The following is a 23,205-nucleotide window of genomic DNA, read 5'->3' as shown; positions in this document are numbered from 1 at the left end:
AGACGCAGAAGTTTCGTAAGAGCTATCCGGCGCCGAAGCACACGAAACCTACCGCCGCCGCGTACGAACCGTCGTCGGAAGCCGCCCGCTGCACCTCCGCCAGCGCCTCCGCCGGCGACAGCCCGTCGGCCAGCTTCCGGTGCAGCTCCACCATCACCGGTGCGGTCCCGTCGGTCGGCACCGGCACCACGGGCGCGATCAGCGTCCGCGTCCCCAGCCCCAGCAGCGCCGCCGTGAACCCCATCAGCTCATCGCCGGGACGCACGGCGGACTGCCCGGTGTCACACGCGGACAGCACCACGCGCGTAGGCGGTGTGCGCAGCCGTTCGATGTCGTAGACCGTCAGAGGTCCATCGGCCAGTTCCAACGCGCTGAACAACGGGTTGTCGACGCGGAACGAGCCGTGTGCCGCGATGTGCGCGAGAGCGGCACCGTCCATTGCGGACGCCACGGCCGAAACGGTTGCGTCGTCATCAATGAGCACACGGCCGGGCACGTGCGCGGAGACGGCCTTGATCTCGTCGGGTGCGGCGGCCATCCGCGGGCCGGCGGCCAGGACGGCTTCTCCGGACGCGTCAGGCGCAGCGGCAGCACGCAGCCACACGGACGCTGACGGCGCCACGGTCACCTGACGGCCGAGCACGCCCCACGGCAGGCTGTTCAGCGCACCGGTCGGTACCACCACCAGTGGACGGCCGTCGATGCGTGGCGCCAAAGGTGACAACAGCCGCGCAGACAGCAGAGAAGCGGCATGGGCGGCGGAGGAGCGGACCACCGCCAGGTTCGGCAGCCCCGGCGGCAGGGTCACGAGGCGGTGCAACGCGAAGCGCAGCAGGCGGATCTCGCGGACCACGCCCTCAAGGGCACCCAGCACGTGCAGGGACGTCCGGCCGTCGGCCAGGACCACGGCCAGCAGGGAGCCGTCGTACTCGACGAACTCGACCAAGGCGGACGAGCCCAGGGCCGCCGCCAGCGAGGACACCGGCGGCGGCTTGAACACCGCTCCCCCGCCCGACATCTGCCGGGTCAGGTCGCGGACGCGTTGTTCGGCGCGGACCAGCTGCGCGCGCAGCGCCCCGGCGGGTTTGCCGGCCAGCACGGCCGACTCGACGTCGGAGGTGACGGCGCGCAGGGTGGCCAGCGCGTCCTCCAGGCGGGGGTCGTCGGGGGGTGACACCGACTTCATCCGCAGGGCGCCGGCGCGCCAGCTCTCGGTCCACGACAGCACGCGGGCCGCGTTGCCGGAGGCCACGGCCAGGCGCAGGCCCTCCTCGGCCAGGGCCTGGCCCTGCGCGCCGGTCAACGCGCGCAGCTCGGCGGCGCCCAGGGACACGCGGTACTCGTCGAGCAGGGCGATGCCGCGGCGCAGCGCGGAGGAGGTGCCGCGGACGTCACCGGAGAGCTTGCGCCGCAACGCCTCCGCGTACCAGCCGCGGACCCGCAGACCGGCCGGGCCGCGGGAACGCGACGCGGCGGCCCTGGAGAGCTCGGCCACCGCCCGCACGCGATGACCGAGGTCGGCGGCCACCAGACCGGCGTCGATGCGGGCCTCCAACGCCGGCAGCCGCCAGTCCATCGCGTCGAGCTCGTCGGCCACCCGCGACAACGCCACCCGCAGCGAACGGGTGCGGTCGCCGCGCAGGACCGCCGCGTGCAGTTCGAGGTAACGCGCTCCGGCCGCCCACAGCAGGCGCTGCTCGCGGCGGAACCGGCGCCGGGCCTCCGCGGCGAAGGCGTTGGCGGCGTCCAGGTCGTCGTCAAGCAGGGCGATGCGGGCGCGGAAGAACAACGCCTCGGAGGTCGCGAAGGGGTTGCGAAGGGCCTTCAGCTCGGTGATGGCGCGGTCCGCGGCCACTCGCGCCTCGTCCACCAGGGGCACCGACACCAGCAGCTCCAGCCGGTTCACCAGCAGGGCGGGACGGGGCACGTCCAGGCTGCGGTAGACCTCGTCGGCCTTGTCGAACAACGTCAGGGCCGCGGGCACGTCGCCCGAGCGGGTGGCCATGATGCCGGCGTTCCAGTGCACGTCCGCGACACCGAGCTCCTGGCCCAGCGAGCCGAGCAGCGCGGCGGCCACGTCGAAGTCGGCGGAGGCCTCACGCATGTTGCCGACGTACGCGCGCACGAGACCGCGGTTGTTGTGAGCGCGCGCCTCGACCAGTTTGTCGTCCACGCGCCGTGCGCCGGCGATGGCGGCCGTGTAGTCGCGCTGCGCTTCGTCGTATCGGGTCAGGTAGTGGAAGACGACACCGCGTTGCATGAGAGCAGCGACCGCGTCCGCACCCGACAACGACGGCATGGCCACGTCCAGCGCGCGCAGTGCGGCGCGGTGGCGGCCGGTGTAGGCGAGCACCCACGCCAGCGACATCTGCGCCAAAGCCGACAAACGGGGCAGTCCCGCGTCCGTCGCGATGCGGATCGAGCGGCGCAGGTGGCGGATCGAGCCGCTGTAGTCGTGCAGCTCGCGCAACGCGAGACCGATCGCGCGTTCGGCGATCGCCCATTCGGAACGGTCTTCCGTCGCGCGGAGGACGGCGCGGGCCATCTCGACGGCCGCACGCGGGTTGCGCTGCCTGGCTGCCAGCGCGTCCTCCGCACAAAAGTCGGTCACGGCGTCACTTTATCCGCTGTGGTAGCTTGATCAAGCTCGGTCGGGGCCCCCGTCAAACGCTGCTTTGTGAGGCCGTGGTGTCGAAATCGCCGGAACGTGCTGAGCTGTACGAAAGAGCTTTTCAGCAGCTCATCGCCGAGGACAAGAACATCAGCTTCCACGCCGAACGCGGGCGTGAATTCCTTTATCGCCCAGGTCAGCTGCTCGTCGCGCCGGCCGACCTCGACCGGGTGATCGCGAAACTGCGGCAAAACAATGTCGACGCGCGTCCCGCGGCCGGATTCGGTGGAATGGCCCGGTTGATCCTGCCGAACAACCCCGAAGACATTCCGCAGATCGTCCGGTTGTTGAGGGATCAACGGAACTGGCCGAACGAACGCGTACCGCTCGTCCAGCCGCACCACGTCGTCGTGGGACACGGCGGAAACGTCATGGGCAACCCCGGCGACCGGCCGCGGCCGACCGACCCGCTCACCCCGCCGAAGGCCGACGACCGGCTCTCCGGCATCCGCGTCGGCATCCTCGACACCGGCATCTCCTCCGGCGCGCAGCTGGAGCACGCGGACTGGTTCAAGAACCGGTTCGTCAAGGAGCCCGACGACGTCGACCCCGCCTACACCAGCGGCGCGCTCTTCGGGCTGCAGGGCGGCCACGGCACGTTCGTCGCGGGCGTCGTGCAGAGCGCGGCGTGCGGTGTCGCGCTCGACCCCGAGATCGCCCTCGACCTGAACGGCTTCGGCGACGAGGAGCGGCTGGTCGCCAAGATCGCCGAGATGGGCCGCAAGAAGGTCGACCTGCTCAACCTGTCCCTCGGCTGCTACACCGCCGACGACGTCGCGTCCGAGCCGCTGCGCGTCGCGATCACCGCGCTGCCGCAGGAGACGGTCGTGGTCGCCTCCGCGGGCAACCGCGGCGACCAGCGCCCGAGCTGGCCCGCCGCGTTCTCCCGGGTCACCGCCGTCGCCGCGCTCGCGCTGAACGGGGACGGCTCGATCGTGCCCGCCTGCTACTCGAGCTTCGGGCACTGGGTCGACGCGTGCGCGATCGGCAACCGCTCCTCGACCTACCTCAAGGGCGAGTGGAAACTGCCCGGCGAGGGCGACGCGACGCCGTTCGCGCTGTGGGCGAACTGGGCCGGCACGTCGTTCGCCGCGCCCTGGGTCACCGGGCGGATCGCGGCCACGATGGTGAAAGACGGCCTCACCGCAGCTCAGGCCCGTGACAAACTGCTGGTGGACCCGGAGTTCCACGCCGGTTACGGGACCTTCGTCAAATAACCGGCGAGGAGGTTGTATCTGGGGAGCAACCCCGGCCTCCGCAGGTCGTGACCGCAAGGAGTCGACGTGACCTCAGCATCCCCGATCGCCGCGCTCGTCAGCGCGGCGGCCGAGGGCGACCAGGGTGCGTGGAACGAGATCGTGGACCGCTACACGCCGCTGGTCGTGTCGGTGATCTACAAGCACCGGCTGCGCCCCGCGGACGCGGCCGACGTGAACCAGACGCTGTGGCTTCGGCTCGTGGAGCAGATCGGCCGGCTCCGCGAGCCCGAGGCGCTGCCCGGCTGGATCATGACGACCACCCGCAACGAGTGCCTGCGCGTGTTGCGCGTGCAGCAGCGGACGCACCTGTACGACCCGCTGTCGGAGTCCGACGCGCTGGAGTCGGAGCAGGACGCGGACGTGGAGGCGGACCTGCTGGCGGTGGAACGGCGGCAGGCGCTGCGCGACGGGTTCGCCGAGCTCACCGAGCAGTGCAAGCGGTTGCTGACCAAGCTGATGACCGACCCGCCGCCGAGCTACCAGGTCGTGAGCGAAGAGCTGGCGATGCCGGTCGGCAGCATCGGGCCGACCCGCATCCGCTGCCTGGAGAAGCTGCGCAAGACGACGGCGATCTCGACGTTCCTGGGATCGCCAGCCAAGAAGGCCACGCAGGTGAGAGGAGGTGTGTTGGGTGCGGCACGACTGGGACAGTGACGAGGTGTTGCTCGACGCCTTGCGCGACGCGGTGAGCACACCGCCCGCCGATGCGGTTCCACCGGAGTTCCTCGAAGCCGCCAAGGCGGCCTTCACCTGGCGCACCGTCGACGCGGAGCTGCTGCTGATCACCTCGTACGACTCGGTGCTGGACGACACGCTCTTCGCCCGCGCCCGCTCGACGTCCACGGCGCGGCAGCTGGTGTTCGACGCGGACGGCGTCACGCTGCAGGTCGAGGTGTCGGCGGCCGGCGTGACCGGGCAGCTGGTGCCCGCGGACGGCGACGTGACGCTGGTGTCGCCCGCCGGCGACGTGGAGACGGCGCCGGCCGACGAGCTGGGCATGTTCGTGATGGGACCCGGCCCGCGCGGCCCGGTGCGGTTCCGGTTCGCCGGAGGCTGCACCGACTGGTTCATCCTCTGACCAGACCTCGCGAGAGGCGCGCTGTCGTGGTGCACGTACCGCTGCACGAGTCCGGCGTGCACGTCACCGGCGCCCCGACCGAGCCGCGGACGCCGGCAGCACACCCGATCGGGTGCTTCTTGCTGTCACGCGGGGGCCCCGCGTTCCCCTCAGGGTCACGCAGGGCCCCCGCGTGCACTTCACATCAGGCGGCGTCCACGAACGTGGACGGGCCGACGGTCACCGCGGCGGAACGGAAGTTCGCCTCCACCTCGGCCTTCTCCTTGGCGTTCGGGTTGGGGTTCTTGCACGACGTGCCGGCGCTCGCACCGGACATCAGGTCGGTGCACAGCCCCGTCCTGCGGTCGGGCATGCCCAGCAGGTGCCCGAACTCGTGGGACGAGATGCGCACCGTGTCGTGGCCCTCGTTGACCGCCTGACGACCCATGACCCACCGGCCGCGGCCGAGGCTCGTGACGTAGGCGCGGGGCCACTGGTTGTCCACGGTGACGGTGATGTTCGCGGCGCCGGTCACCTTGACCAGCCGCACGTTCACCACGCTGTTGTTCCACACCTGGGCGCCCTGGTCGACGGCCGCCTGGAACTCACCGGCACCGCTCGAGTTGTACGTGAGGGTGCGGGGCGCAGCTTCCGCGGTTCCGACGAGGCCGACTGACAGGGCGGCAGCGCTGGCAACCACGGCAATTGTTTTGCGCAGGAACACAGGAATCTCCTCGCAATGCAGGGTAATTGCTCCCCGACTGTATCGAAGCAGCGTTGCCGCACAAGAAGAGTCAAGTGTCAATCAGCGCCGGAACGGTCCAGACACTTCGTAGGTGATCCCGCCGCTGCTGCTGCCGGACGTGCCGCGCTGCGAGGAGAAGTACAGCCTGCTGCCGTCGGGCGAGAACGCGGGACCGGTGATCTCGCTGCTGCTCTGGCCGGGAACCCGCAGGAAGGGGGCCACGACACCGGCCGGCGTGATGATGCAGATCTCCATGTTCCCGCCGTCCTCGGCGACGAACAGGTCGCCGCCCGACGACCGGGTCACGTTGTCGACACCGGTGAGCGGAGCCGTTCCGCTCGTCACGAGCGAGTCGTCATAAGTGAGGCTGATGGTGCTTTGTGATGCGTTGTAAGCCCACACCCGGCCGTCACCTTTGGTGGTGAACCAACAGGTGTCGTCGGCGTAATAGCAGCCTTCGCCGCCGTTGAACCGCTTGGCGCCGCTCACCTGGTTGCGCGTGGCCGTCGGGCTGCCGTCCGGGTCGGGCACCCGCGCCCAGCCGACGCTGCCGGACGTGCCGCTGCCGCCGGTCATGACCTCCAGCGTGCCGGAGCTCAGGTCGCCCCACGTGGTGGGCGTGAAGCGGTACAGGCACCCGTCCGGCACGTCCTCGGTCAGGTAGACGACCTTGCGCACCGGGTCGGCCGCGCACGCCTCGTGCTTGAACCGGCCCATCGCCGGGCGCTGGACGGCCGCCTTGACGCCCCACGGGTCGGTCTCGTAGACGTAGCCGCGGTCGACCTCCTCGCATGACAGCCACGTGTTCCACGGCGTGGCACCGCCGGCGCAGTTCACGTTGGTGCCGCTGAGGGTCCGGTAGGCACCGGTGATGGTGCCCGACTGGTCGAACCTCACGGCGCCCACGCCACCGGTGGAGGACACCTCGCTGTTGGACACGTAGATCCAGCCGGTGCCGTCGGCGAAGCACGCGCCGCCGTCCGGTGCGGGGTGCCAGGTGTAGCCCGTGCCCGCGACGCGCTGGCCGGAGCGCGCGATCACGCGGCTGGAGAAGCCCTGGGGCAGCATGAGCCCGCTGCTGTTGACCGGTTGCAGGGAACCGTAGGGGCTGGGACCGGGCTGGGCCCCGGCGGCGAAGGCCTCACGCCAGTTGGCGCCACCGAACGCCGCCGCTGCGGTCCCGACGACTGCGACACGAAGAAAGTTCCGACGCTCCATGCCTTGGAGCGTGCCGCAGATGGGGGCCGCCCGGGATGAAGGTCAGGCGAATGACCGTTGACGCGCCGGGGTGAACCCGCGGCGGACGCGGGACGGGGGCGGCGGGTCCGCCGCCCCCGTTCGCGTTCAGGCGAACGACGGTTGCCGCAGCGCGTGCTCCACCAGGGTGATGAGGATCTGCTTGGTGGACTGCCGGTTGCGGGCGTCGCACGGGATTATCGGCACCGACGAGGCGATCGTCAGCGCGTCCCGCACCTCCTCCGCGCGGTGGTGCATCAACCCGTCGAAGCAGTTCACCGCGACCACGTACGGCAGGTCGCGGTCCTCGAAGAAGTCGATGGGCGCGAACGCGTCGTCGATGCGGCGGGTGTCGACCATGACCACGGCGCCGATGGCGCCGCGGACCAGGTCGTCCCACATGAACCAGAACCGGTGCTGTCCCGGCGTGCCGAACAGGTACAGGATCAGGTCCTTGTCCAGCGACACCCGGCCGAAGTCCATGGCCACCGTGGTGGTGACCTTGCCCGGTACCGCGGACAGGTCGTCGACCCCTACCGAGGCCTGGGTCATGACGGCCTCGGTGGTCAGCGGGGTGATCTCCGAGACCGAGCCGACGAACGTCGTCTTGCCGACGCCGAACCCGCCCGCGACGACGATCTTCGCCGATGTCGTGGTCAGGTCGGCCCCAGGTGACCCCGGACGACCCGGAGCACCGTTGCTCATGGGAACTTCTCTCTACTCAGGACAGAACTGCTCAGGCTCGCATCGAGACGTGCAGCTGGGCGCGGATCTCCGGCGTGAGCTGGAGACCGACCCGCTCCACCAGGCGGGTCATCGCGTAGCCGATGAGCCCGATGTCGCAGTTGGGTGCGGCGAGCACGGCGAGGCAGGACCCGTCGCTGATGGACATCAGGAAGAGGTAGCCGCGTTCCATCTCGACGACGGTCTGCTTGACGTCGCCGGCCTCGAAGCAGCGCGCCGCGCCGAGGTTGAGCGAGACGAGACCGGACGAGACGGCGGCGAGCTGCTCCGCCCGGTCGTGCGGCAGTCGCTCCGACGTGGCGAGCAGCAGCCCGTCCGCCGAGACGACGATCGCGTGAGCGACACCGGCGACCCTGCTGACGAAGTCCTCGACCAGCCAGCTGAAGTTGTCCAGTTCCTCAGTCGCGGTGGTCACTGGTGTTCCCTTTCTGCGATCACGGGGATGTCCCCGACGGCCGAGTCGAAGAGCGAGTCGCGGCCCATCTGGACACCCTTCTGGTACGTGGCGAACCGCTGGCGCAACCGTTCAGCGGAACGACCGCTCGCGGCGACGGTCGCCAGCTGCGGCACCGGTGAGGACGGCTTCGGGGTCGAGCCGGGCACCAGGCGCGCCTTGGGGACGCGCTTGGGCAGCCCGTTCTCCGTCGTCTGCGCGGGGGTGCCGGACTCCAGCGCACCGGCGGCACGCCAGCCCTCGTCGGCCGAGCCCCAGTCGGACGCGAAGTCGGCGACGGCACGCGGCACGGCCGTCGGGGCCTCGGTCTTCACGGACTCCGGCGAACGCTGCCGCTTGGGCAGGCCGTTCACCGTGCTCGGTTCTTCCTCTTCCTCGTCGGACGTGTGCTCCACCGCCGGGACCCCTGCCGGTGCGGGCACCGACGGGGACGCGGACTCGGGAGCGGCCGGCGTCTGGAACCACCGCGACAACGCGTCCGCGGAGATCTCCTCGTCGTCGTCGCTCACCGCGGGGAAGATCTCGGTGGCGGCCTCGACGGGTCGTTCGACCGGCGGCTCGTAGGAGTACCGGTCCTCGACGGCGGTCTCCTCCGCCTCGATCCGCGCGGTGAACAGGCCGTCCGCGGACGTCTGCTCGATGCGGTGGCGCCCGCTGGGCTCCTCCTCCGCCGTCTCCGCCGACGACACCACGACCGGGTACTCCGGCGTCCACTTCGGAACACCGGAGAGGCCCTCGCCGGTGCTCTCGACGGCGGGTGCCGGCGAGGGCGCGACGGCCGGGAGCGGCAGCGCGGGCGGCGGGCCCTTGTGCAGCAACGAGGCCGGCAGCACGACCTGGGCGGTGACACCACCCTCTATGTCGTCGTTGTTCGCCAGCGTCACGCGGATGTCGTGCCGCTTGGCGAGCTGGCCGACCACGTACAGGCCCATCTCGCGGGCCACGGAGACGTCGACCTCCGGCGGCTCGGCGAGCTTCGCGTTGAACTCGACGACGTCCTGCTCCTGCATGCCGACACCGCGGTCGTGGATGCGGATCGCGACCTCGCCCTTGCGGGTCTCTATCGTCCGCACCGTCACCTTGCTGGTGGGCTTGGAGAAGGCCGTGGCGTTGTCGAGCAGCTCGGCCACGAGGTGCGCGAGGTCGTTGACCACGCGGCCCTGCACCATGAGCTCCGGCGTCGGCGCGATCTGCACGCGCGCGTACTTCTCGACCTCGGAGACCGCGGCGCCGAGGACCTCGGCGATCGCGACGGGCCGGGTGACGCGGCGGTTGACCGTCGTGCCGGAGAGCACGAGCAGGTTCTCGCTGTTGCGGCGCATCTGCGTCGCGAGGTGGTCGAGCTCGAACAGCGACGCCAGGTGGTCGGGGTCCTGCTCGTCCTGCTCGAGCCGGTCGATCACGCTGATCTGCCGCTCCACCAACGCCTGCGAGCGCCGCGACAGGTTGATGAACATGTCGTTGACGTTCGCGCGCAGGGCCACCTGCTCGACGGCGAGGCGGACTGCTTCGCGCTGCACCAGGTCGAACGCCCGCGCGACCTGGCCGACCTCCTCGGTCGTGTTGAGCGGCACCGGGACGATCGCCTCCTCGGCGGCGCGTTCCGGGTCGCGGTGCGACCGGATTCGCTTGATCGCCTCCGGCAGCTGGTTGCGCGCCACGTCGAGCGCGCTGCGGCGCAGGATGCGCAGCGGCCGCAGCATGGACTGCGCGACCATCGCCATGAGACCGAACGCGAGCAGCAGCGAGATCGCGACCAGTGCCGCGTCCCGCCAGGCGTCCGAACGCGCCGTGTCGGCGAGACGCGTGGTCGTCGCGTCGGCCTGGCCCTCCAGGTCGCCCGCGACCTGGGCGACCAGGTTCGCGGTGTCCTGGCCGATCTTCAGCACCTCGGCGTCGGTGATGGTGATCGTCTCGCGCTCGAAGTCCTGCGCGAGCGCGAGCCGCACCAGCCGGTTGCGACCGTCCACGGCGGAACCGGACACGACGTCCTGGAACCGCTGCCGGTTCTCCGCCGACGCCAGGTCGTTGAACTCCGTGAACGCGGCGTCCAGACGGGACTGCGCGGCACGCAGCTCGTCGGCGGCACCGGGCGCGAAGCCCCTGCGCAGCGCGGTGGACGTCAGGATCGCGTTCTGCTGGCCGAGCTGCTCCTGGGCGCTGTAGAGCGCCTGCGCGGCCGTGACCAGCGGCACGATCTCCGGCTCGCTCAGGCTCGACACCACGGCACGGTGCACCTGGCTGAGCGAGGCGCTGATCTGGTTGTACGCGCTGATGACAGCGACGTCCGGGTACTTCGTGCTCAGGATGGTCACCCGCAGGCTCGCCAGTCCGTCGAGGGACTGCAGCGACTTGGTGAACGACTCCTGGAGGGGCGCGCTCAGGCCGGAGGCCGTCGCGCCCGAGTTCCGGTACTTGTCCAACTCCGTGTCGGTAAGACCGGTCTTCGCCGCGTGCTCGGGGCACGCGTTCTGCCTGCCGGCGGCCACACACTGGACCGCCCAGTCGCGCTCGACCTGCAGAGCGCTCTCCACCTTCGCCGCCTGGTGGCTGACAGCGAGCTCGCGCTGGACTTTGCCGAAGAGTTCGACGTCGTCGAGCTGGGTGTTCAGCCGCAGGCCCGCGAGAGTCGCGGTGCTCAGGGCCGGAACCAACAACACCACTGCGAGCTTGCTCCGCAACCGCCAGTTGCGTAGGCGGAACCGGTCGATGCCTCGCTGGTCCTCACGACCGCGCACCGTCAACACTCCCCGCCCCGTTTAATAGCTGCAAACCTGGTGGATCTTGGAGTAAAACGCACCGTTCTCATACCGCCGTTCGGACGACAAAACAGCTGGTTCGAGAATCAACAACTGTGCAGGGGCGGCTAAACGGCCCCTTGCCGATAATTCTTGCGGCGCAGACGACCGCCGCGGGGGGCTTTCGATCACGGCGCGATCACAGCCCCCCGCGCTGTTCGTCAACTACCGGAGGGCTGGATGAGCATCGGCTTCACGTCGAGCTCCTTGTCCAGCATCCCGTAGCGCACCATCAGCTGGACCACGCGCTGCAGCCGGGTCGCGTCGAGCGTCGTCGGGAACGCGCCGAAGTGGACAAGACCTGCGGTTTCCTTGTCGACCTTGGCGTACTCGACCAGCAGCGGCTCCACCGTGGGGCGGTCGGTGGCGTCGGCCTGGCCCTTGGCCATCGCGCGCTGGAACGCGGCGACGGTCTTCGGGTTCTCCTTGGCGAACGCGCCGGTGGTGGCGTAGCCCGCGATCGGGATGTTGTCCGTCGGGCCGGTCGCGGCGTCCAGGACCTTGATCTGGCCGGCGGCGCGCTGGGCGCGGGTGATGAACGGCTCGACCATGAAGGCCGCGTCGACGGTCTTGTTCTGGACCGCCGCCTGCATGTCCGGGAACGGCATCTCCTTGAACTTCACCGAGTTCACGTCGACGTTCGCGGCTTCGAGGGTGGCCTTCGCGGTGAGCTCCGCGATGTTCCTGAAGGTGTTGATCCCGATGGTCTTGCCGGCGAGGTCGGCAGGACTCTTGATGGCCGAGTCACCGTTGGCCAGGATCAGGAACATGTCCGGCTTGGCCTGGTAGCCGTCGGAGATCAGCTTGAGGCCGTCGACCGCCTTCGCGGTGTCCTTCGCCTCCGCGGCGAAGAACGAGACCCAGTTGCCGAACGTGAAGTCCAGGTCCTTGCTGATCAGGCCGGGGATCGCCTTCGCGCCACCGTCGATGACCTTGAGGTTGACCTCAAGGCCCTCCTGGGCGAAGTAGCCCTTCTTCATCGCGACGTGGACCGAGGCCACGTCGAGGATCGGCAGCACCCCCAGGGTGATCTTGGCCTTCTCGACCTTGCCGCCGCTGTTCTGGTCGGCCGGGGGTGACTGCTCTTCGCCGCCGAGCAGTCCACAGCTCGCCACGGTGGCGAGCAGCGTGGCGAGGGCGATGCCACGGACGGCGGTGCGGCGGACTCTTCGAGTCATCGGGAGCACTCTCCTGTCGGAGCGGTGTCGTCGTTGCGGGGATTTTGTCGCGACGGTCAACCACTCAGAGTAATGACGCTGCTCCAAAAGACCCCAGTTGACCGACACGAGCAGGTTCCAGTCCACTACCTGCGGTGAGCATCTAAGCACAGCAGGTCTAGGGCTAGGAGAACCCCAGTTGAAGCGCGCTGTAGCCGTCGTCGGCGCCGGGCCGGCCGGTCTGACCTTGGCAAACTTGATCCAGCAGTCAGGCATCGACTGCGTGGTGCTGGAAAGGGCCAGTCGTACCCACGTGGAAACCCGGCCACGGGCGGGAGTCCTCGAACACCGCTCCGTGACGATGCTGGAGTCGCTCGGACTCGCCGATCGTTTGCTGATGGAAGCAGACCGTCACGGAACGTGCGAATTCCGGGTGAGTGGACAGGTGTTCCAGGTCGCGTACTCCGACTTGTACGGCGGCCGGGAGCACTACGTCTACCCCCAGCAGGAAGTGGTCAAAGACCTGATCGGAGCATTCCTGGCCGCCGGTGGTGACATCCGGTTCGAGGTCAGTGACGTCGAGTTGCGGGATCTGACCAGCTCTCACCCGTCCGTGGCCTGGACCAGCGCAGACGGGGTACGCGAAGAAGTTTCATGTGACTTCGTGGCGGGCTGCGACGGATTCCACGGGGTGTCCCGCCCGAGCATTCCTGAGGGAGTGCTGAGGGAGTTCACCCACCAGCACGGGATCGAGTGGCTCACCATTCTCGCGGAGGCCCCTCCGTCGACTAAAGCCGTGATTTACGCGCTGCACGCCGACGGTTTCGCCGGACACATGCTGCGCAGCCCCTCGGTATCGCGTTTCTACCTCCAGGTGCCGGTCGGGACAAAAGCTGAAGATTGGTCGGACGAACAGGTCTGGGAGGCGTTGCACAAACGCTTCGCGCTGCGCGACTCGTCGTGGGAGCTGAACGAGGGCAAGATCATCGAAAAGCGCGTCCTCGACATGCGCAGCCATGTGGTCGAGCCGATGTCCTACGGGCGGCTGTACCTGCTGGGTGACGCAGCCCACATCATCACCCCGGTCGGCGCCAAGGGCATGAACCTCGCCATGAACGACGCCGCAACCTTCGGACGTGCACTGATCGCCTACTACGACACCGGTTCCGAGGACGGGCTGAAGACCTACTCAGACGACTGTCTCAAAAGGGTCTGGCGGGCCCAGGAGTTCTCGCAGTGGATGGTCAACATGATCCACACCGATGTGAGCTCCCCCTTCTTCGGACGGTTGGCGCAGGCCAGGTTGGAACACCTGGCCGAGTCCCCTGCCTACCGGGCGACCTTCGCCGAGAACTATGTGGGGCCCTAACGGGTGAAATCCCGGGTCCCCTAACGAGTGATCTCGATCCCCTAGGGACCTCGTTTCGTCACGATCTGGGGCCAACTCCCGATGCCGGGGGATGTCGGTCATCCATACGGTTCAACCCGACATCCCCCGATCACCACATCAGGAGCCTGGTTCCATGAGCACCCTGCACGACTTCACCCTCTCCCTGCTGAGCGACCTCGACGCCCGCGAGGCGTTCCAGCTGGACCCGCAGGGCGTGCTCGAGTCCGCCGGGCTGGGCGACATCACCCCCGGTGAGATCCAGGAGATCCTGCCGCTGGTGCTCGACACCGCCTCCGTGGCCAAGGTCGACGCCCTCGACGACGTGCTCGCGAACGCCGGCGACATCGCCGCCGCGGACCAGCTGAAGCTCGTCACCGGCAACCTCGACGGCCTCACCTCGATCGCCGACGTCGCAAACCTGGGCGCTCCGTCCGCCGTGACCGCGCTGGTCACCGACTTCGGCAACGTCGGCGACGTCGCCGGCACCCTCGACGTCGTCTCGGACGTCACGACCGTCGTGCAGGACAACTCGGTCGTCAGCACGGTCACCCACGTCGCGGACGTGCAGGACGTCGTGAACACCGACGTGCTGGTCAAGGACCTCGACACCGACGTGCTCGTCAAGGACGTCGCGAACACCGACGTGCTGCTCAAGGACACCGACGTGCTGGTGAAGGACGTCGCGAACCTCGACCTGGACGTCGAGAACGTCGTGGACGTGAGCGACAACGTCGTGCAGGACGTGGCGCAGGTCGGCGACGTCCACAACTCCGTCGGCCAGGTCGTGGGCGACCTCAACGTCGGCGACCTCGACCTGCTCGACGGCGGCCTGGGCAACGGCAACGACCTGAACATCCACTTCTGAGCCACCGGCAGCGCACGGGCGCTTGCCGCCACCTGTGAGCGCCCGGACCACCCTCCCGCACACCTCGCACGGTGACGGCCTCCTCGTCGGCTGACAGGCGTTCTGACAGCCCCGTCCGTGCGACGCGGAACGGCTCCGGACCACCGCGGTCCGGAGCCGTTCTGCGCGTGGATTTCCCGTCGTCCGCACCGGGTATGCGGCAGCTTGGTCTTTTTCCCAGGTTTTCCCAGTAGGGCTCTGCACTCACGCCCGGTGGTACAAAGTGTCCACTCCGCGCTCCAGCACCCGGCGGACACCGCGGAGGTCCACCCGCGACCCCCGCTCGCCGCCCGTGTCCGCCAGACGCCACACGTCGGCGGGCTCCACACCGGCCGGCAGGTCCAGGTACCACGAGAACCCGGCCGGTCGCGGCGGAGCGCCCGCCTCGACGAGGTAGGAGTTGACGAACGCGTTGACGACGTCCTGGTCGGGGAGCAGCGGAGCCGGGGTGCGCACGACCCGGCGCGGGCCGGCGACCCACGCCAGCAGCAGCGAGAACCCGTTGTCGGACAACGGGAGCAGCCTTCTGCCCTGCAACGCCACCACGCGGCCGGGTGGCGCGGCCGAGATCTCCTCCGGCTCCGCGTCGACGATGAGGAACAGGTTCCAGTCGCTCACGCGGCAGAGTGTGTCAGGAGCTGACGGTCTCGCTGAGCGACTCCCGCTCGGCCTCCGCCCACTTCTCCACGTCGAGCGAGGGCTTGCCGACGTTGAGCAGCCGGGCGACGCGCGAACGCAGTGCCACGAAGGCCTCGTCCGTGCGCGTGGTCACCTGGTCGCGCTCGGCGGGCAGCGGCACCTCCAGGTCGGCCACGAGACGCGCGGGAGAGCCGGACAGGACCAGGATGCGGTCACCCAGGTACACCGACTCGTCGATGTCGTGCGTGACGACCAGGACGGTCGTGTCGTGCTCGCGGCGGACCCGCAGCAGCAGGTCCTCCAGCTCGAAGCGGGTCTGCGCGTCGACGGAGGCGAACGGTTCGTCCATCAGCAACAGGGCCGGCCGGTACGCCAGCGCCCGCGCGATGGCCACGCGCTGCTGCATGCCGCCGGAGAGCTGCCACGGCCGCTTCTTCGCCGCCTTGCCGAGCCCGACCCACTCCAGCGCCTCGGCCGCGCGGGCCTTGCGCTCGGCGCGCGGCAGGCCGCGCAGCGGGAACTCCACGTTGCCCTGCACGGTGAGCCACGGGAACAGCGACCGCTGGTAGTCCTGGAAGACGACGGCGAGGTGCGAGCCCTTGAGGGACACGTCCCCGCGCGACGGCTCGATGAGCCCGGAGATGGTGCGCAGCAAGGTGGACTTGCCGCAGCCAGAGGGGCCGACCACGCAGACGAGCTCGCCGGCTCGCACGGTGAACGACAGCCCCCCAATGGCTTCGTAGTCGCCGTAGGTGTGGCCCAGGTCGGCCACCTCAAGCATGTTGCTCATCACGACTCCTCGGTTGCCAAGCCAAAGCCCTGCGTTCCACCGCGAGCAACGCGGTGTTGAGTCCGTAGCCGAGGACGCCCAGCAGGACGATCCCGGCCCACATGCGCGTGTAGTCGAACTCGCGCTGCGCCTGCATCAGCTGCGAGCCGATGCCGTTGTCGGTGGCCACCAGCTCGGAGATCACCATCAGCACGAGCGACAGGGAGAGCGAGACCCGCAGTCCCGCGAAGATCTTCGGGGAGGCCGCGGGCAGCACGACGCCGAGCACCCACTGCCAGCGCGGGATGCCGAACACCGCGGAGGTGTCCACTTTGGTCACGTCGACCGAGCGGGCGCCGTCGACGCTGTTGAGCAGCACCGGCCACACGACGCCGAACACGATCGTCGCGAGCTGCATCGACGTGCCGCCTTTGAACAGCAACAGGAACACCGGCACCAGCGCGGGCGGCGGGATCGAGCGCAGGAACACCAGCAGCGGCCCCGCGTACTCCATCGCCCGGTCGGACCGGCCGAGCAGCAGACCCAGCGACACGCCGATCACGCAGGCGATCGCCCAGCCCGACAGCAGCCGGCCCACCGACGGCAGGATGTGCTCGGTGACGTTCTGCGGCTCCAGCACCCACCACTCGTAGGCGGCGGTGACGATCTGCGACGGCGGCGGGAAGAACGGGTCGTCCGCGAGCCAGCCGAGGACCTGCCACACCACGATCAGCACGGCGAACACGGTCCACCGTTGAACGAATCGGTTCACCAGGCCACCCACCGGCGCCGCACGCGCTCGAGACCGTTGTTGAGCAGGACACCGATCACGCCCGCGACCACCGTGCCGGCCAGGACCTGGTCCATCCGCCCGGCGCCGCTGCGGGCCTCCATGATGAAGTAGCCGAGCCCGATGTCGGCGCCGGCCATCAGCTCCACGCTGACCATCACGATGAGCGCGGTGGTGGCCGCGAGCCGGATTCCGGTGAGGACGAACGGCAGCGCGCTGGGCAGTGCCACCCGGAACAGCACGCCGACGCGGCCGGTGCCGAAGACCCTGGCCGTCTCGACCTGCAACGGGTCCAGTTCGTCCAGTGCGTAGATGGTGTTGAACAGGATCGGCCACACCGCCGCGTACACCGCGAGCGTGATCTTCGTTTCCGGTCCGAAACCGAGGATCACCAGCGCGAGCGGAATCAGTGCGACGGAAGGGATCGGGCGCAGGAACTCGACGACCGCGCGGGTCGCGTGGCGCACGGCGGGAACGCTGCCGAGCACGAGTCCACTCGGTACCGCGACGGCGATGGCGACCACGATGGCGATCAGCAGTGCCAGCACGGTGGCCACGACGTGGCGGAGGAAGACCGGGTCGACCAGCTGCGCGGCCAGCTCTCCGAACACGACGGACGGTGGGACGAGGGCTTCCGCGGGGACGAGGGTGGAGCGTCCTAAGAGCTCCCAGAGCGCGAGGAACCCGGCGATGCCGAGGAGTCCCCTTGTGAACGCACGCACTCGGTCACCCTAGAGAGTTGATCACTCAACCACAATGCGTGTCGAGGCAACTCCGGGGTGTTTCCTGCACATCAGCGGCAGTCAGCAGACCTCGACGCGCTCCGCTTCGCCGAAGCTCTTAACCCATTCGGAGTCCGTGAGCCGCGCACGCCCCTCCGCGCACATCTCGCGGCGGATGCGCCCGGCGTCGAGCTCGTAGGTCAGCAACTGCGGGTCGGTGCCGCCGCTGCGGACGAGGAAGTCGTCGTGCGCGGGCCGGTAGGTCGCGTACACCGAGCCGCCGTGGCCGGTGACCGAGGCGAGCCGGTCGGGCTGCCTGCCGCCGGGGTAGAGCCGGTACACCTCGAACGTCTGCGCGCGCACCACGGCGATGCGGTCGTCGGTGCCGAACGTGACCCAGGCGCCGCTGGGCACCGTGGTCGACAGGGTGGCGGTGGGCACCGGGGTGCCGCCCGGCACCAGCTGCCACACCTCGACGGTCGACTCGGGGGTGTGCTCGCCCGCGAGCCAGCGGCCGTCCGGGCTGTAGGTGAGCCGGTTGACCAGGCCGGGGCGGACCAGCGACTGGGCGGCCGGTTCCAGGGTCGCGCCGATCCGCCACTGGCTGATCGTGGTGGTGCCGCCGGCCCGGTCGTGCAGCGCGGTGGCGAGCTCGCGGCCGTCGCGGCTCAGCCCGACGCCGTCCGGGCTGCGCACCGGCATCTGGATCTCCTCCGGCGCCCGGCCGTCGGCGAGGTCGAGCAGGATGGCGCGGCCGCGGGTGTTCGGGTTGAGCAGGCCGGGGTCGGAGTCGTCGTGGTAGCCGACGACCCGTGAGCCGTCCGCGCTGAGGTCCTGTGCGCGGAACCCGGCGGGCAGCCGGTAGAGCAGCGACATCCGGGTGTGGTCGGTGACCGACCACAGGTACTGCCGGCCGCCGGGGTCCTGGGTGATGGCGCGGCGCTCGGCGAGGTGGGTGACCTGGTGGCCGGCCGGGAACCGCTCACCGGGCACGGGGTCGGTCTCGTCGATGCGCCACATCCGGTCGGTGCCGTCGCCGTCGCGCACCGCGGCGAGCTCGCCGCGCGGCCCGGTGAGCACCTTGGCGTTCTCCGCCGGGGTGCCGGTGAACCCGATCCGCCGGGTCCAGGCGTTGGCCAGGCGCAGGATGCGTTCCGCGTCCTGCGAGGGCGCCACCCGGTAGCCGACGAGGGCGAACTTGTCCGCGAACGGCTTGCCCTGCTCCATCAGCGACGTCGACTCGGCCATCGCCTGCCGCCCGAACGCCTCGTCGGTGAGCTGGGTGATGCGCTGCTCGTTGGTGAGCGCGTAGATCACGCTGCCCGGCACGAGCGCTGCGAGCACCGCCGCGACGGAGATCAGCGCCACCGAGCGGCGGGTCTCGCGCCGGGCGCTCAGCTCGACGAACCGGCGTTCTGGCGCGGTGAGGAAGTCGCCCAGGCCGCGGGCCTTGCGCAGCCGGGCACCGCGGTAGAGCGCGCCGGGGTCGCGGTCGCTCGACTCCCACAGCTCGATCGCGGTGACGAGCTGCTGGTGCGTGCGGAGGTTCTCGTGCTCCTCGTCGATCCACCCGCGCAGCCGCGGCCAGCGCAGCACCGCGTCGTGGGCGAGTCCTGCGCCGTCCTCGCCGAGGACGACGAGCCGGGTGCGGACGAGCAGGTCGAGCAGCCGCGGCTCGACGTCGGGCTTGCTGGTCTTGCGCTGCAGGACCCCGTTGCGCTGCATCGAGACCAACCGGAGGAACACGGTGCGGACGGCGCGCTGGTCGGCCTCGTCGAGGGCGGAGAAGAACGTCTCGGCCGCCTGCGCCATGACGTGCTCGATGCCGCCGGACTCCTCGTACCCGGCGAGCGACAGCGTCATGCCGCGCTTGCGCCGCCACGTCTCGATCAACGCCTGCGACACGAACGGCAACGCCGGCTGGGCCGCCACGTCCGCCACCAGCCGCGCCACGAGCGCGGTCTCGACCGACACGCCGAGCTGGCCGGCGGGCTCGGTGACCGCGCGGCGCAGCTCCTCCGCGGTCATCGGCTCGATCAGGACCTCGTTGCCGGGCAGGACCCGCGCGAGCCCGGGGTGCGCGTGGCAGCGCCGCCGGAAGTCGGAGCGGACCGCGACCACGACCCGCGGGCAGCGCAGCAGCGCGGTGACGAAGCCGGTGGCCTCGAAGGCCTTCTCGAAGTCGTCGACCAGCAGGACGAGACCGGGGCAGTGCTGCCGGACGCGCAGCCGCAGGTGGTCGGGGTCGGCCGCGAGCTCGGCGGCCAGCTGCTCCGCGGTGGTGCCGAAGAGGCCGGCGAGGGCGGCGGCCAGCGCGTCGAGCGGGCGGTCGGAGGGGGTGACGACGACGGCGTGGTCGAACGCGGGCAGCAGACCGGCTTCGAGCAGGGAGGTGCGCCCTGACCCGGACGGCCCGACCACGGCGGTGAACGACCCGCTGCGCGCGAGCACCCGCTCGACCAGCGCCTCACGGCCGAAGTACCTCTTGGCGTCCTTCTCGTGGAACGGTGCCGCGCCGACGTAGGGGGCGCTCGGCTGCAACGGCGAGACCTGCTCGGCGGCGAGCTCCCGCCACCGCGCCGTCCACTCCTTCGGATCGCCCTCGCAGGCGCGCACGAAGGCCAGTGTCAGCGCGAGCGACGGCAGCTTGCGCCCACCGGCCGCGTCCGACAGCGCCGTGGGCGAGTAGTTCGCCCTGCCCGCGAGCTCGCGGTAGCTCGGTTTGCCCGCCTGGTCGCGCAGTCTGCGCAGGTCACCGGCGAACCGGAGCAGCGCGGTGTCCTCCGGCCCCAGCGGTCGTTCCCCTCGTGGCATGCCGCCTCCCGGCCGGATTGTCCACCAGAGGTTCGCCTGGCGTCTAACACCACGCTAACCGCTTGCGACCGGGATGTTCGCCGCCACGCGAACGTCACACGAACGAGACCCTCGCACCGTCACCCTCGGCCACTCTCCCTCGTGTCACGCGGGGCCCCCGCGTTCCCCTGAGGTGCACGCGGGGACCCCGCGTACCCCCGAAAGGCACGCGGGGACCCCGCGTACCCTCCGGGAGCGGTCAGTCGTGGCACGGTGGTGTGAAGGCGAGGCCGGCGAAGTAGCGGTCCCACTCGGCCCCGGTCATCCGCGGGACCGCCTGCTCGCAGATCCGCACCGCCGGGTCGCGCAGGTCGACGTTCCACAGCCGCACCGCCCGGTCCGCCCCTCCGGTCACCACCTCGTCGCCCCTCGGCGTGAGCCCGACGGCGGTGACCGCTCCGGCGTGCCCGCGCAGCAGCGCCAGCTCGACCGGCTCCCCCGCGCCGAGCCGCCACAACCGCACCAGGCCGTCGTCGGTCGCGACCGCGAGGCTGTCCGCGCTCAGCCACGTGCCGGTCACCTCCCCACCGCCGGAGGGGAGCTCCGCCCGCAGGGCCGGCGCGCGCGGGTCGCGGGCGTCCCAGAGGTGCACGGCGGTGCGGCCGGCGGTCAGCAGCAGGTCGCCGGCGAACTGGGCGTGGCCCGCGAACTCCGTGGTGAGCGACAACGGCGTGAGCCGGCGCGGGTCCGCGGCGTCGAGCAGGTGGACGGCACGGCCGGTGGTGACAGCGGCGAGCACGCGGCCGTCGGCGCGGAAGGCGAGGCCGGCGAGCGGGCCCAGGCCGGGCTGGGCGGTGGCGAGCAGCCGGGGGCGGCCGCCGCGCAGGTCGGTCCAGGAGCCGACCGCGCCGTCGGGGCCGGTCGTGACGAGGGTGCTGCCGCGCCAGGCGACCGCGGTGGCGCGGGCGGGCAGCACGCCGAGGTCGCGCGGCTTGCCCAGGGAGATGTCGACGAGGTGGACGGTGCCGTCCTCCCCCACCGACGCGAGCAGGCCGCCCGCCGGGTCCACCGCCAGCGCGACGACGGGGCCGGTGTGCCGGGTGGCCTCGTAGGACGTGCGCGGCGCGGGCAGGTCGTCGAGGGTCGTCAGCACGACCAGCCCGTCGCGGTGACCGGTGACGACCTGCTGCTGCGTCGGGCCGACGACGAGCGCGGTGACCTCGGCGTCCGCCGCGCGCAGCGTCTGCACCGGCACCTCCTCCTGGCGCAGCGCGTTGCGGGCCTGCGGGAGCGGCACGAGCCGGTAGGCGGCGAGCGCGACCTGCTGGGCCAGCGCGGGGTTGCCCGACCGCAGCGCACCGGCCTCGGCGACGGCCTTCAGCACGGCGGTCGTGGTGCGCTGCTCCTCGGCGGTCTTGGTGGCCCGCAACGCGAACACCGTCGAGCTGGCGGCGACCACCAGCAGCGCGACCAGTGCGGCGAGCAGCTGGCGCTGGCGGCGGGTGCGGCGCCGCGCGCTCGTCGTGACTTCCTCCTCCGCGGCGCGGCTCGCGGCCAGGAACGCGCGTTCGCGGGAGGTGAGCGCGAGCCCCGCGGGCACGTTGGCGAGCCGCCGGCCGCGGAACAGCGCCCCGGCGTCGCGGTCGAGCGCCTCCCACGTCCGGGTGGCGTCGGTGAGCTCCCGCTGCGCCCTGACGTTCTCCCGGTTCTCCTCGACCCAGCGGTGCAGCGCCGGCCAGCTGCGGATCAACGCCTCGTGCGCGAGCTCGACGCCGTCGCGGTCGACGACCACCAGCCGGGCGGCGGCCAGCGCGGCGAGCACGGTCTCGCCGGCCTCCAGCTCGTCGCGGTGCGCGCGGCGCTTGGTGCCCTCGGCGGTGACGAGCCGCAGCAGCACCCGTTTCACCTGCTCGGCGGGCAGCCCGGCGAGCAGGTCTTGCGCTGTGCGGGCCACGGCGTGCTCGACGCCGCCGACCTCCTCGTAGGCCGCGAGCGTCAGCGTCATCCCCCGCCGGTGCTGCCAGGTCTCCGCGAGCGCGTGCGACAGCAGCGGGAGCACGGCTGCCTGCCCGACCGCGTCGGCCATCAGCCTGGCCAGCAGCGCGGTCTCCACCTTGGCGCCGGCGTGGGCGGCGGGTTCGGTGATCGCGAGCCGCAGCTCGTCCGGTGTCATCGCGCCGACCATGACCTGGCTGCCGCGCAACGCCTCCACCAGCTCCGGGTACTGCGCGCAGTGCCCGTAGTAGTCGGCCCGCGTGCCGATGACGACCTTGGCGCACCCGGTGAGCGCCTCGATGAGCCACGTCCGGCGCGCCTCGCTGCGGCACACCGTGAACAGCTCCTCGAACTGGTCGACGACGACGAGCCCGGTGTGCCTGCGGCCGAGCTGTTCGGGCCGCGCGAGCTCGCCGGCCAGCTCCACCGCGTCCTGCCCGGTGAGCCGGGCGAGGGCGAGCGCGCACTCCTCCACCGGGTCGGCGCCGGGCGTGAACAGCAGCACCGGGCCGTCCGTGCGCGCCACCAGACCGGCCTTCAGCAACGACGACTTGCCCACCCCCGACGGCCCGAACACGCCGGTGAAGCGGTGCCGCGTCGTCAGCAGCTCGACCGTGAGCCGCTCCCGGCCGAAGAACTTCGGTGCGTCATCGGGTTCGAACGCCTTGAGGCCGACGTACGGGCTGTCGGCGCCGGCCCGCGGCTGCGTCTCGGCGACCGCGCGCCACCGCAGCTCCCACTCGTCCGGGTCCGCCGCGCACGCCTTCGCGTACGCCCTCGTCACCGCGAGGCTCGGCAGCTTGCGCCCGCCCGCCGCCTCCGACAGCGCCGCCGCCGAGTAGTGCGCCCGTCGGCCGAGCTCGCGGTAGGTGGGGCTGCCCGCCCGTTCCCGCAGCCGGCGGAGGTCCGCGGCGAACTGCAGGAGACCGCTCTCGCCCTCGTCGAGAGGGCGTTCCCGTCTCGGCACCCCGTCATTGTTCAGAGAACTCCGTTCAGCGGCCAACGCCTGACCGTGAACAACCCGTTCGCCCTAACGTCGCCGAACCGGCACCGCGGTGTGCCGTGGGCAACACCGAAATGCC

The 23,205-nt window shown here is 70.7% G+C and carries 19 protein-coding genes; 5 read left to right on the top strand and 14 right to left on the bottom strand.

From position 1 onward, the window contains the following. Positions 1–22: 22 nt before the first annotated feature. Together ACZ7CF_RS26960 and ACZ7CF_RS26955 are read right to left on the bottom strand one after the other, a co-directional pair. Positions 23–2,611, bottom strand: a complete 2,589-nt coding sequence (locus ACZ7CF_RS26960; RefSeq protein ID WP_470370869.1) for a CHAT domain-containing protein — start codon at positions 2,609–2,611, stop codon at positions 23–25. Continuing rightward, positions 2,608–3,030 carry a hypothetical protein gene (locus ACZ7CF_RS26955; protein WP_360392543.1) on the bottom strand — a complete coding sequence of 141 codons (423 nt, stop codon included), beginning with the start codon at positions 3,028–3,030 and terminating at the stop codon, positions 2,608–2,610. The genes ACZ7CF_RS26960 and ACZ7CF_RS26955 overlap by 4 nt, the downstream gene beginning before the upstream one ends. On the opposite strand from ACZ7CF_RS26955, the gene ACZ7CF_RS26950 reads away from it, so the two are divergent. The 3 genes from ACZ7CF_RS26950 to ACZ7CF_RS26940 all read left to right on the top strand — a co-directional run bounded on the left by ACZ7CF_RS26950 (position 3,022) and on the right by ACZ7CF_RS26940 (position 5,008). After that, positions 3,022–3,888, top strand: a complete 867-nt coding sequence (locus tag ACZ7CF_RS26950; protein WP_470370868.1) for a S8 family peptidase — start codon at positions 3,022–3,024, stop codon at positions 3,886–3,888. The genes ACZ7CF_RS26955 and ACZ7CF_RS26950 overlap by 9 nt on opposite strands. Before the next feature lie 66 nt (positions 3,889–3,954). Continuing rightward, positions 3,955–4,584: an RNA polymerase sigma factor gene (locus ACZ7CF_RS26945; protein WP_470370867.1), complete on the top strand. Its 630-nt coding sequence runs from the start codon at positions 3,955–3,957 to the stop codon at positions 4,582–4,584. Next, on the top strand, positions 4,562–5,008 hold the full coding sequence (locus ACZ7CF_RS26940) for a hypothetical protein (protein WP_360392551.1): 447 nt from the start codon (positions 4,562–4,564) through the stop codon (positions 5,006–5,008). The genes ACZ7CF_RS26945 and ACZ7CF_RS26940 overlap by 23 nt, the downstream gene beginning before the upstream one ends. A gap of 184 nt (positions 5,009–5,192) precedes the next feature. On the opposite strand, the gene ACZ7CF_RS26935 is transcribed toward ACZ7CF_RS26940, so the two are convergent. From ACZ7CF_RS26935 to ACZ7CF_RS26910, 6 genes are all read right to left on the bottom strand, one after another. Next, on the bottom strand, positions 5,193–5,687 hold the full coding sequence (locus tag ACZ7CF_RS26935) for a snapalysin family zinc-dependent metalloprotease (RefSeq protein WP_360392554.1): 495 nt from the start codon (positions 5,685–5,687) through the stop codon (positions 5,193–5,195). A gap of 105 nt (positions 5,688–5,792) precedes the next feature. Then, the gene (locus ACZ7CF_RS26930) at positions 5,793–6,950 is read right to left on the bottom strand and encodes an alkaline phosphatase PhoX (protein ID WP_470370866.1); all 1,158 of its coding nucleotides are present in this window, start codon (positions 6,948–6,950) and stop codon (positions 5,793–5,795) included. Positions 6,951–7,076: 126 nt separating this feature from the next. Then, the gene (locus ACZ7CF_RS26925; RefSeq protein WP_360392559.1) at positions 7,077–7,673 is read right to left on the bottom strand and encodes a GTP-binding protein; all 597 of its coding nucleotides are present in this window, start codon (positions 7,671–7,673) and stop codon (positions 7,077–7,079) included. Positions 7,674–7,704: 31 nt separating this feature from the next. Next, a complete protein-coding gene (locus ACZ7CF_RS26920; RefSeq protein WP_360392562.1) occupies positions 7,705–8,127 on the bottom strand; it encodes a roadblock/LC7 domain-containing protein in 423 nt (140 codons plus the stop codon). Continuing rightward, positions 8,124–10,826: a nitrate- and nitrite sensing domain-containing protein gene (locus ACZ7CF_RS26915; RefSeq protein ID WP_360392564.1), complete on the bottom strand. Its 2,703-nt coding sequence runs from the start codon at positions 10,824–10,826 to the stop codon at positions 8,124–8,126. Before ACZ7CF_RS26915 ends, ACZ7CF_RS26920 begins: the two co-directional genes overlap by 4 nt. A gap of 299 nt (positions 10,827–11,125) precedes the next feature. After that, positions 11,126–12,142 (bottom strand): ABC transporter substrate-binding protein, encoded by a 1,017-nt coding sequence (locus ACZ7CF_RS26910; protein ID WP_360392566.1) that lies wholly within the window; start codon positions 12,140–12,142, stop codon positions 11,126–11,128. 178 nt (positions 12,143–12,320) lie between these two features. Here ACZ7CF_RS26910 and ACZ7CF_RS26905 point away from each other — a divergent pair, with 178 nt between their 5' ends. Further along, positions 12,321–13,490: a 4-hydroxybenzoate 3-monooxygenase gene (locus tag ACZ7CF_RS26905; protein WP_470370865.1), complete on the top strand. Its 1,170-nt coding sequence runs from the start codon at positions 12,321–12,323 to the stop codon at positions 13,488–13,490. Between the two features lie 154 nt (positions 13,491–13,644). Further along, the gene (locus tag ACZ7CF_RS26900) at positions 13,645–14,376 is read left to right on the top strand and encodes an IniB N-terminal domain-containing protein (RefSeq protein WP_458430926.1); all 732 of its coding nucleotides are present in this window, start codon (positions 13,645–13,647) and stop codon (positions 14,374–14,376) included. Between the two features lie 243 nt (positions 14,377–14,619). On the opposite strand, the gene ACZ7CF_RS26895 is transcribed toward ACZ7CF_RS26900, so the two are convergent. From ACZ7CF_RS26895 to ACZ7CF_RS26870, 6 genes are all read right to left on the bottom strand, one after another. After that, complete coding sequence (locus ACZ7CF_RS26895) at positions 14,620–15,033, bottom strand: DUF5956 family protein (protein WP_360392575.1); 414 nt, start codon at positions 15,031–15,033, stop codon at positions 14,620–14,622. A gap of 13 nt (positions 15,034–15,046) precedes the next feature. Then, positions 15,047–15,844: an ABC transporter ATP-binding protein gene (locus ACZ7CF_RS26890; RefSeq protein WP_360392578.1), complete on the bottom strand. Its 798-nt coding sequence runs from the start codon at positions 15,842–15,844 to the stop codon at positions 15,047–15,049. Beyond that, positions 15,828–16,595 (bottom strand): ABC transporter permease, encoded by a 768-nt coding sequence (locus tag ACZ7CF_RS26885; RefSeq protein ID WP_360392580.1) that lies wholly within the window; start codon positions 16,593–16,595, stop codon positions 15,828–15,830. Before ACZ7CF_RS26885 ends, ACZ7CF_RS26890 begins: the two co-directional genes overlap by 17 nt. Further along, positions 16,592–17,335 (bottom strand): ABC transporter permease, encoded by a 744-nt coding sequence (locus ACZ7CF_RS26880; RefSeq protein WP_360392582.1) that lies wholly within the window; start codon positions 17,333–17,335, stop codon positions 16,592–16,594. The genes ACZ7CF_RS26885 and ACZ7CF_RS26880 overlap by 4 nt, the downstream gene beginning before the upstream one ends. Before the next feature lie 81 nt (positions 17,336–17,416). Then, positions 17,417–20,149 carry an nSTAND1 domain-containing NTPase gene (locus tag ACZ7CF_RS26875; RefSeq protein WP_470370864.1) on the bottom strand — a complete coding sequence of 911 codons (2,733 nt, stop codon included), beginning with the start codon at positions 20,147–20,149 and terminating at the stop codon, positions 17,417–17,419. 238 nt (positions 20,150–20,387) lie between these two features. Next, entirely contained in the window at positions 20,388–23,090 is a 2,703-nt protein-coding gene (locus tag ACZ7CF_RS26870) for an nSTAND1 domain-containing NTPase (protein ID WP_470370863.1), read from the bottom strand. Positions 23,091–23,205 lie beyond the last annotated feature (115 nt).

This window comes from Lentzea sp. NPDC036955 (genome assembly GCF_055608005.1).
Note: the sequence above shows the minus strand (reverse complement) of the source record. Positions and strands in the feature narration are given on the sequence as shown.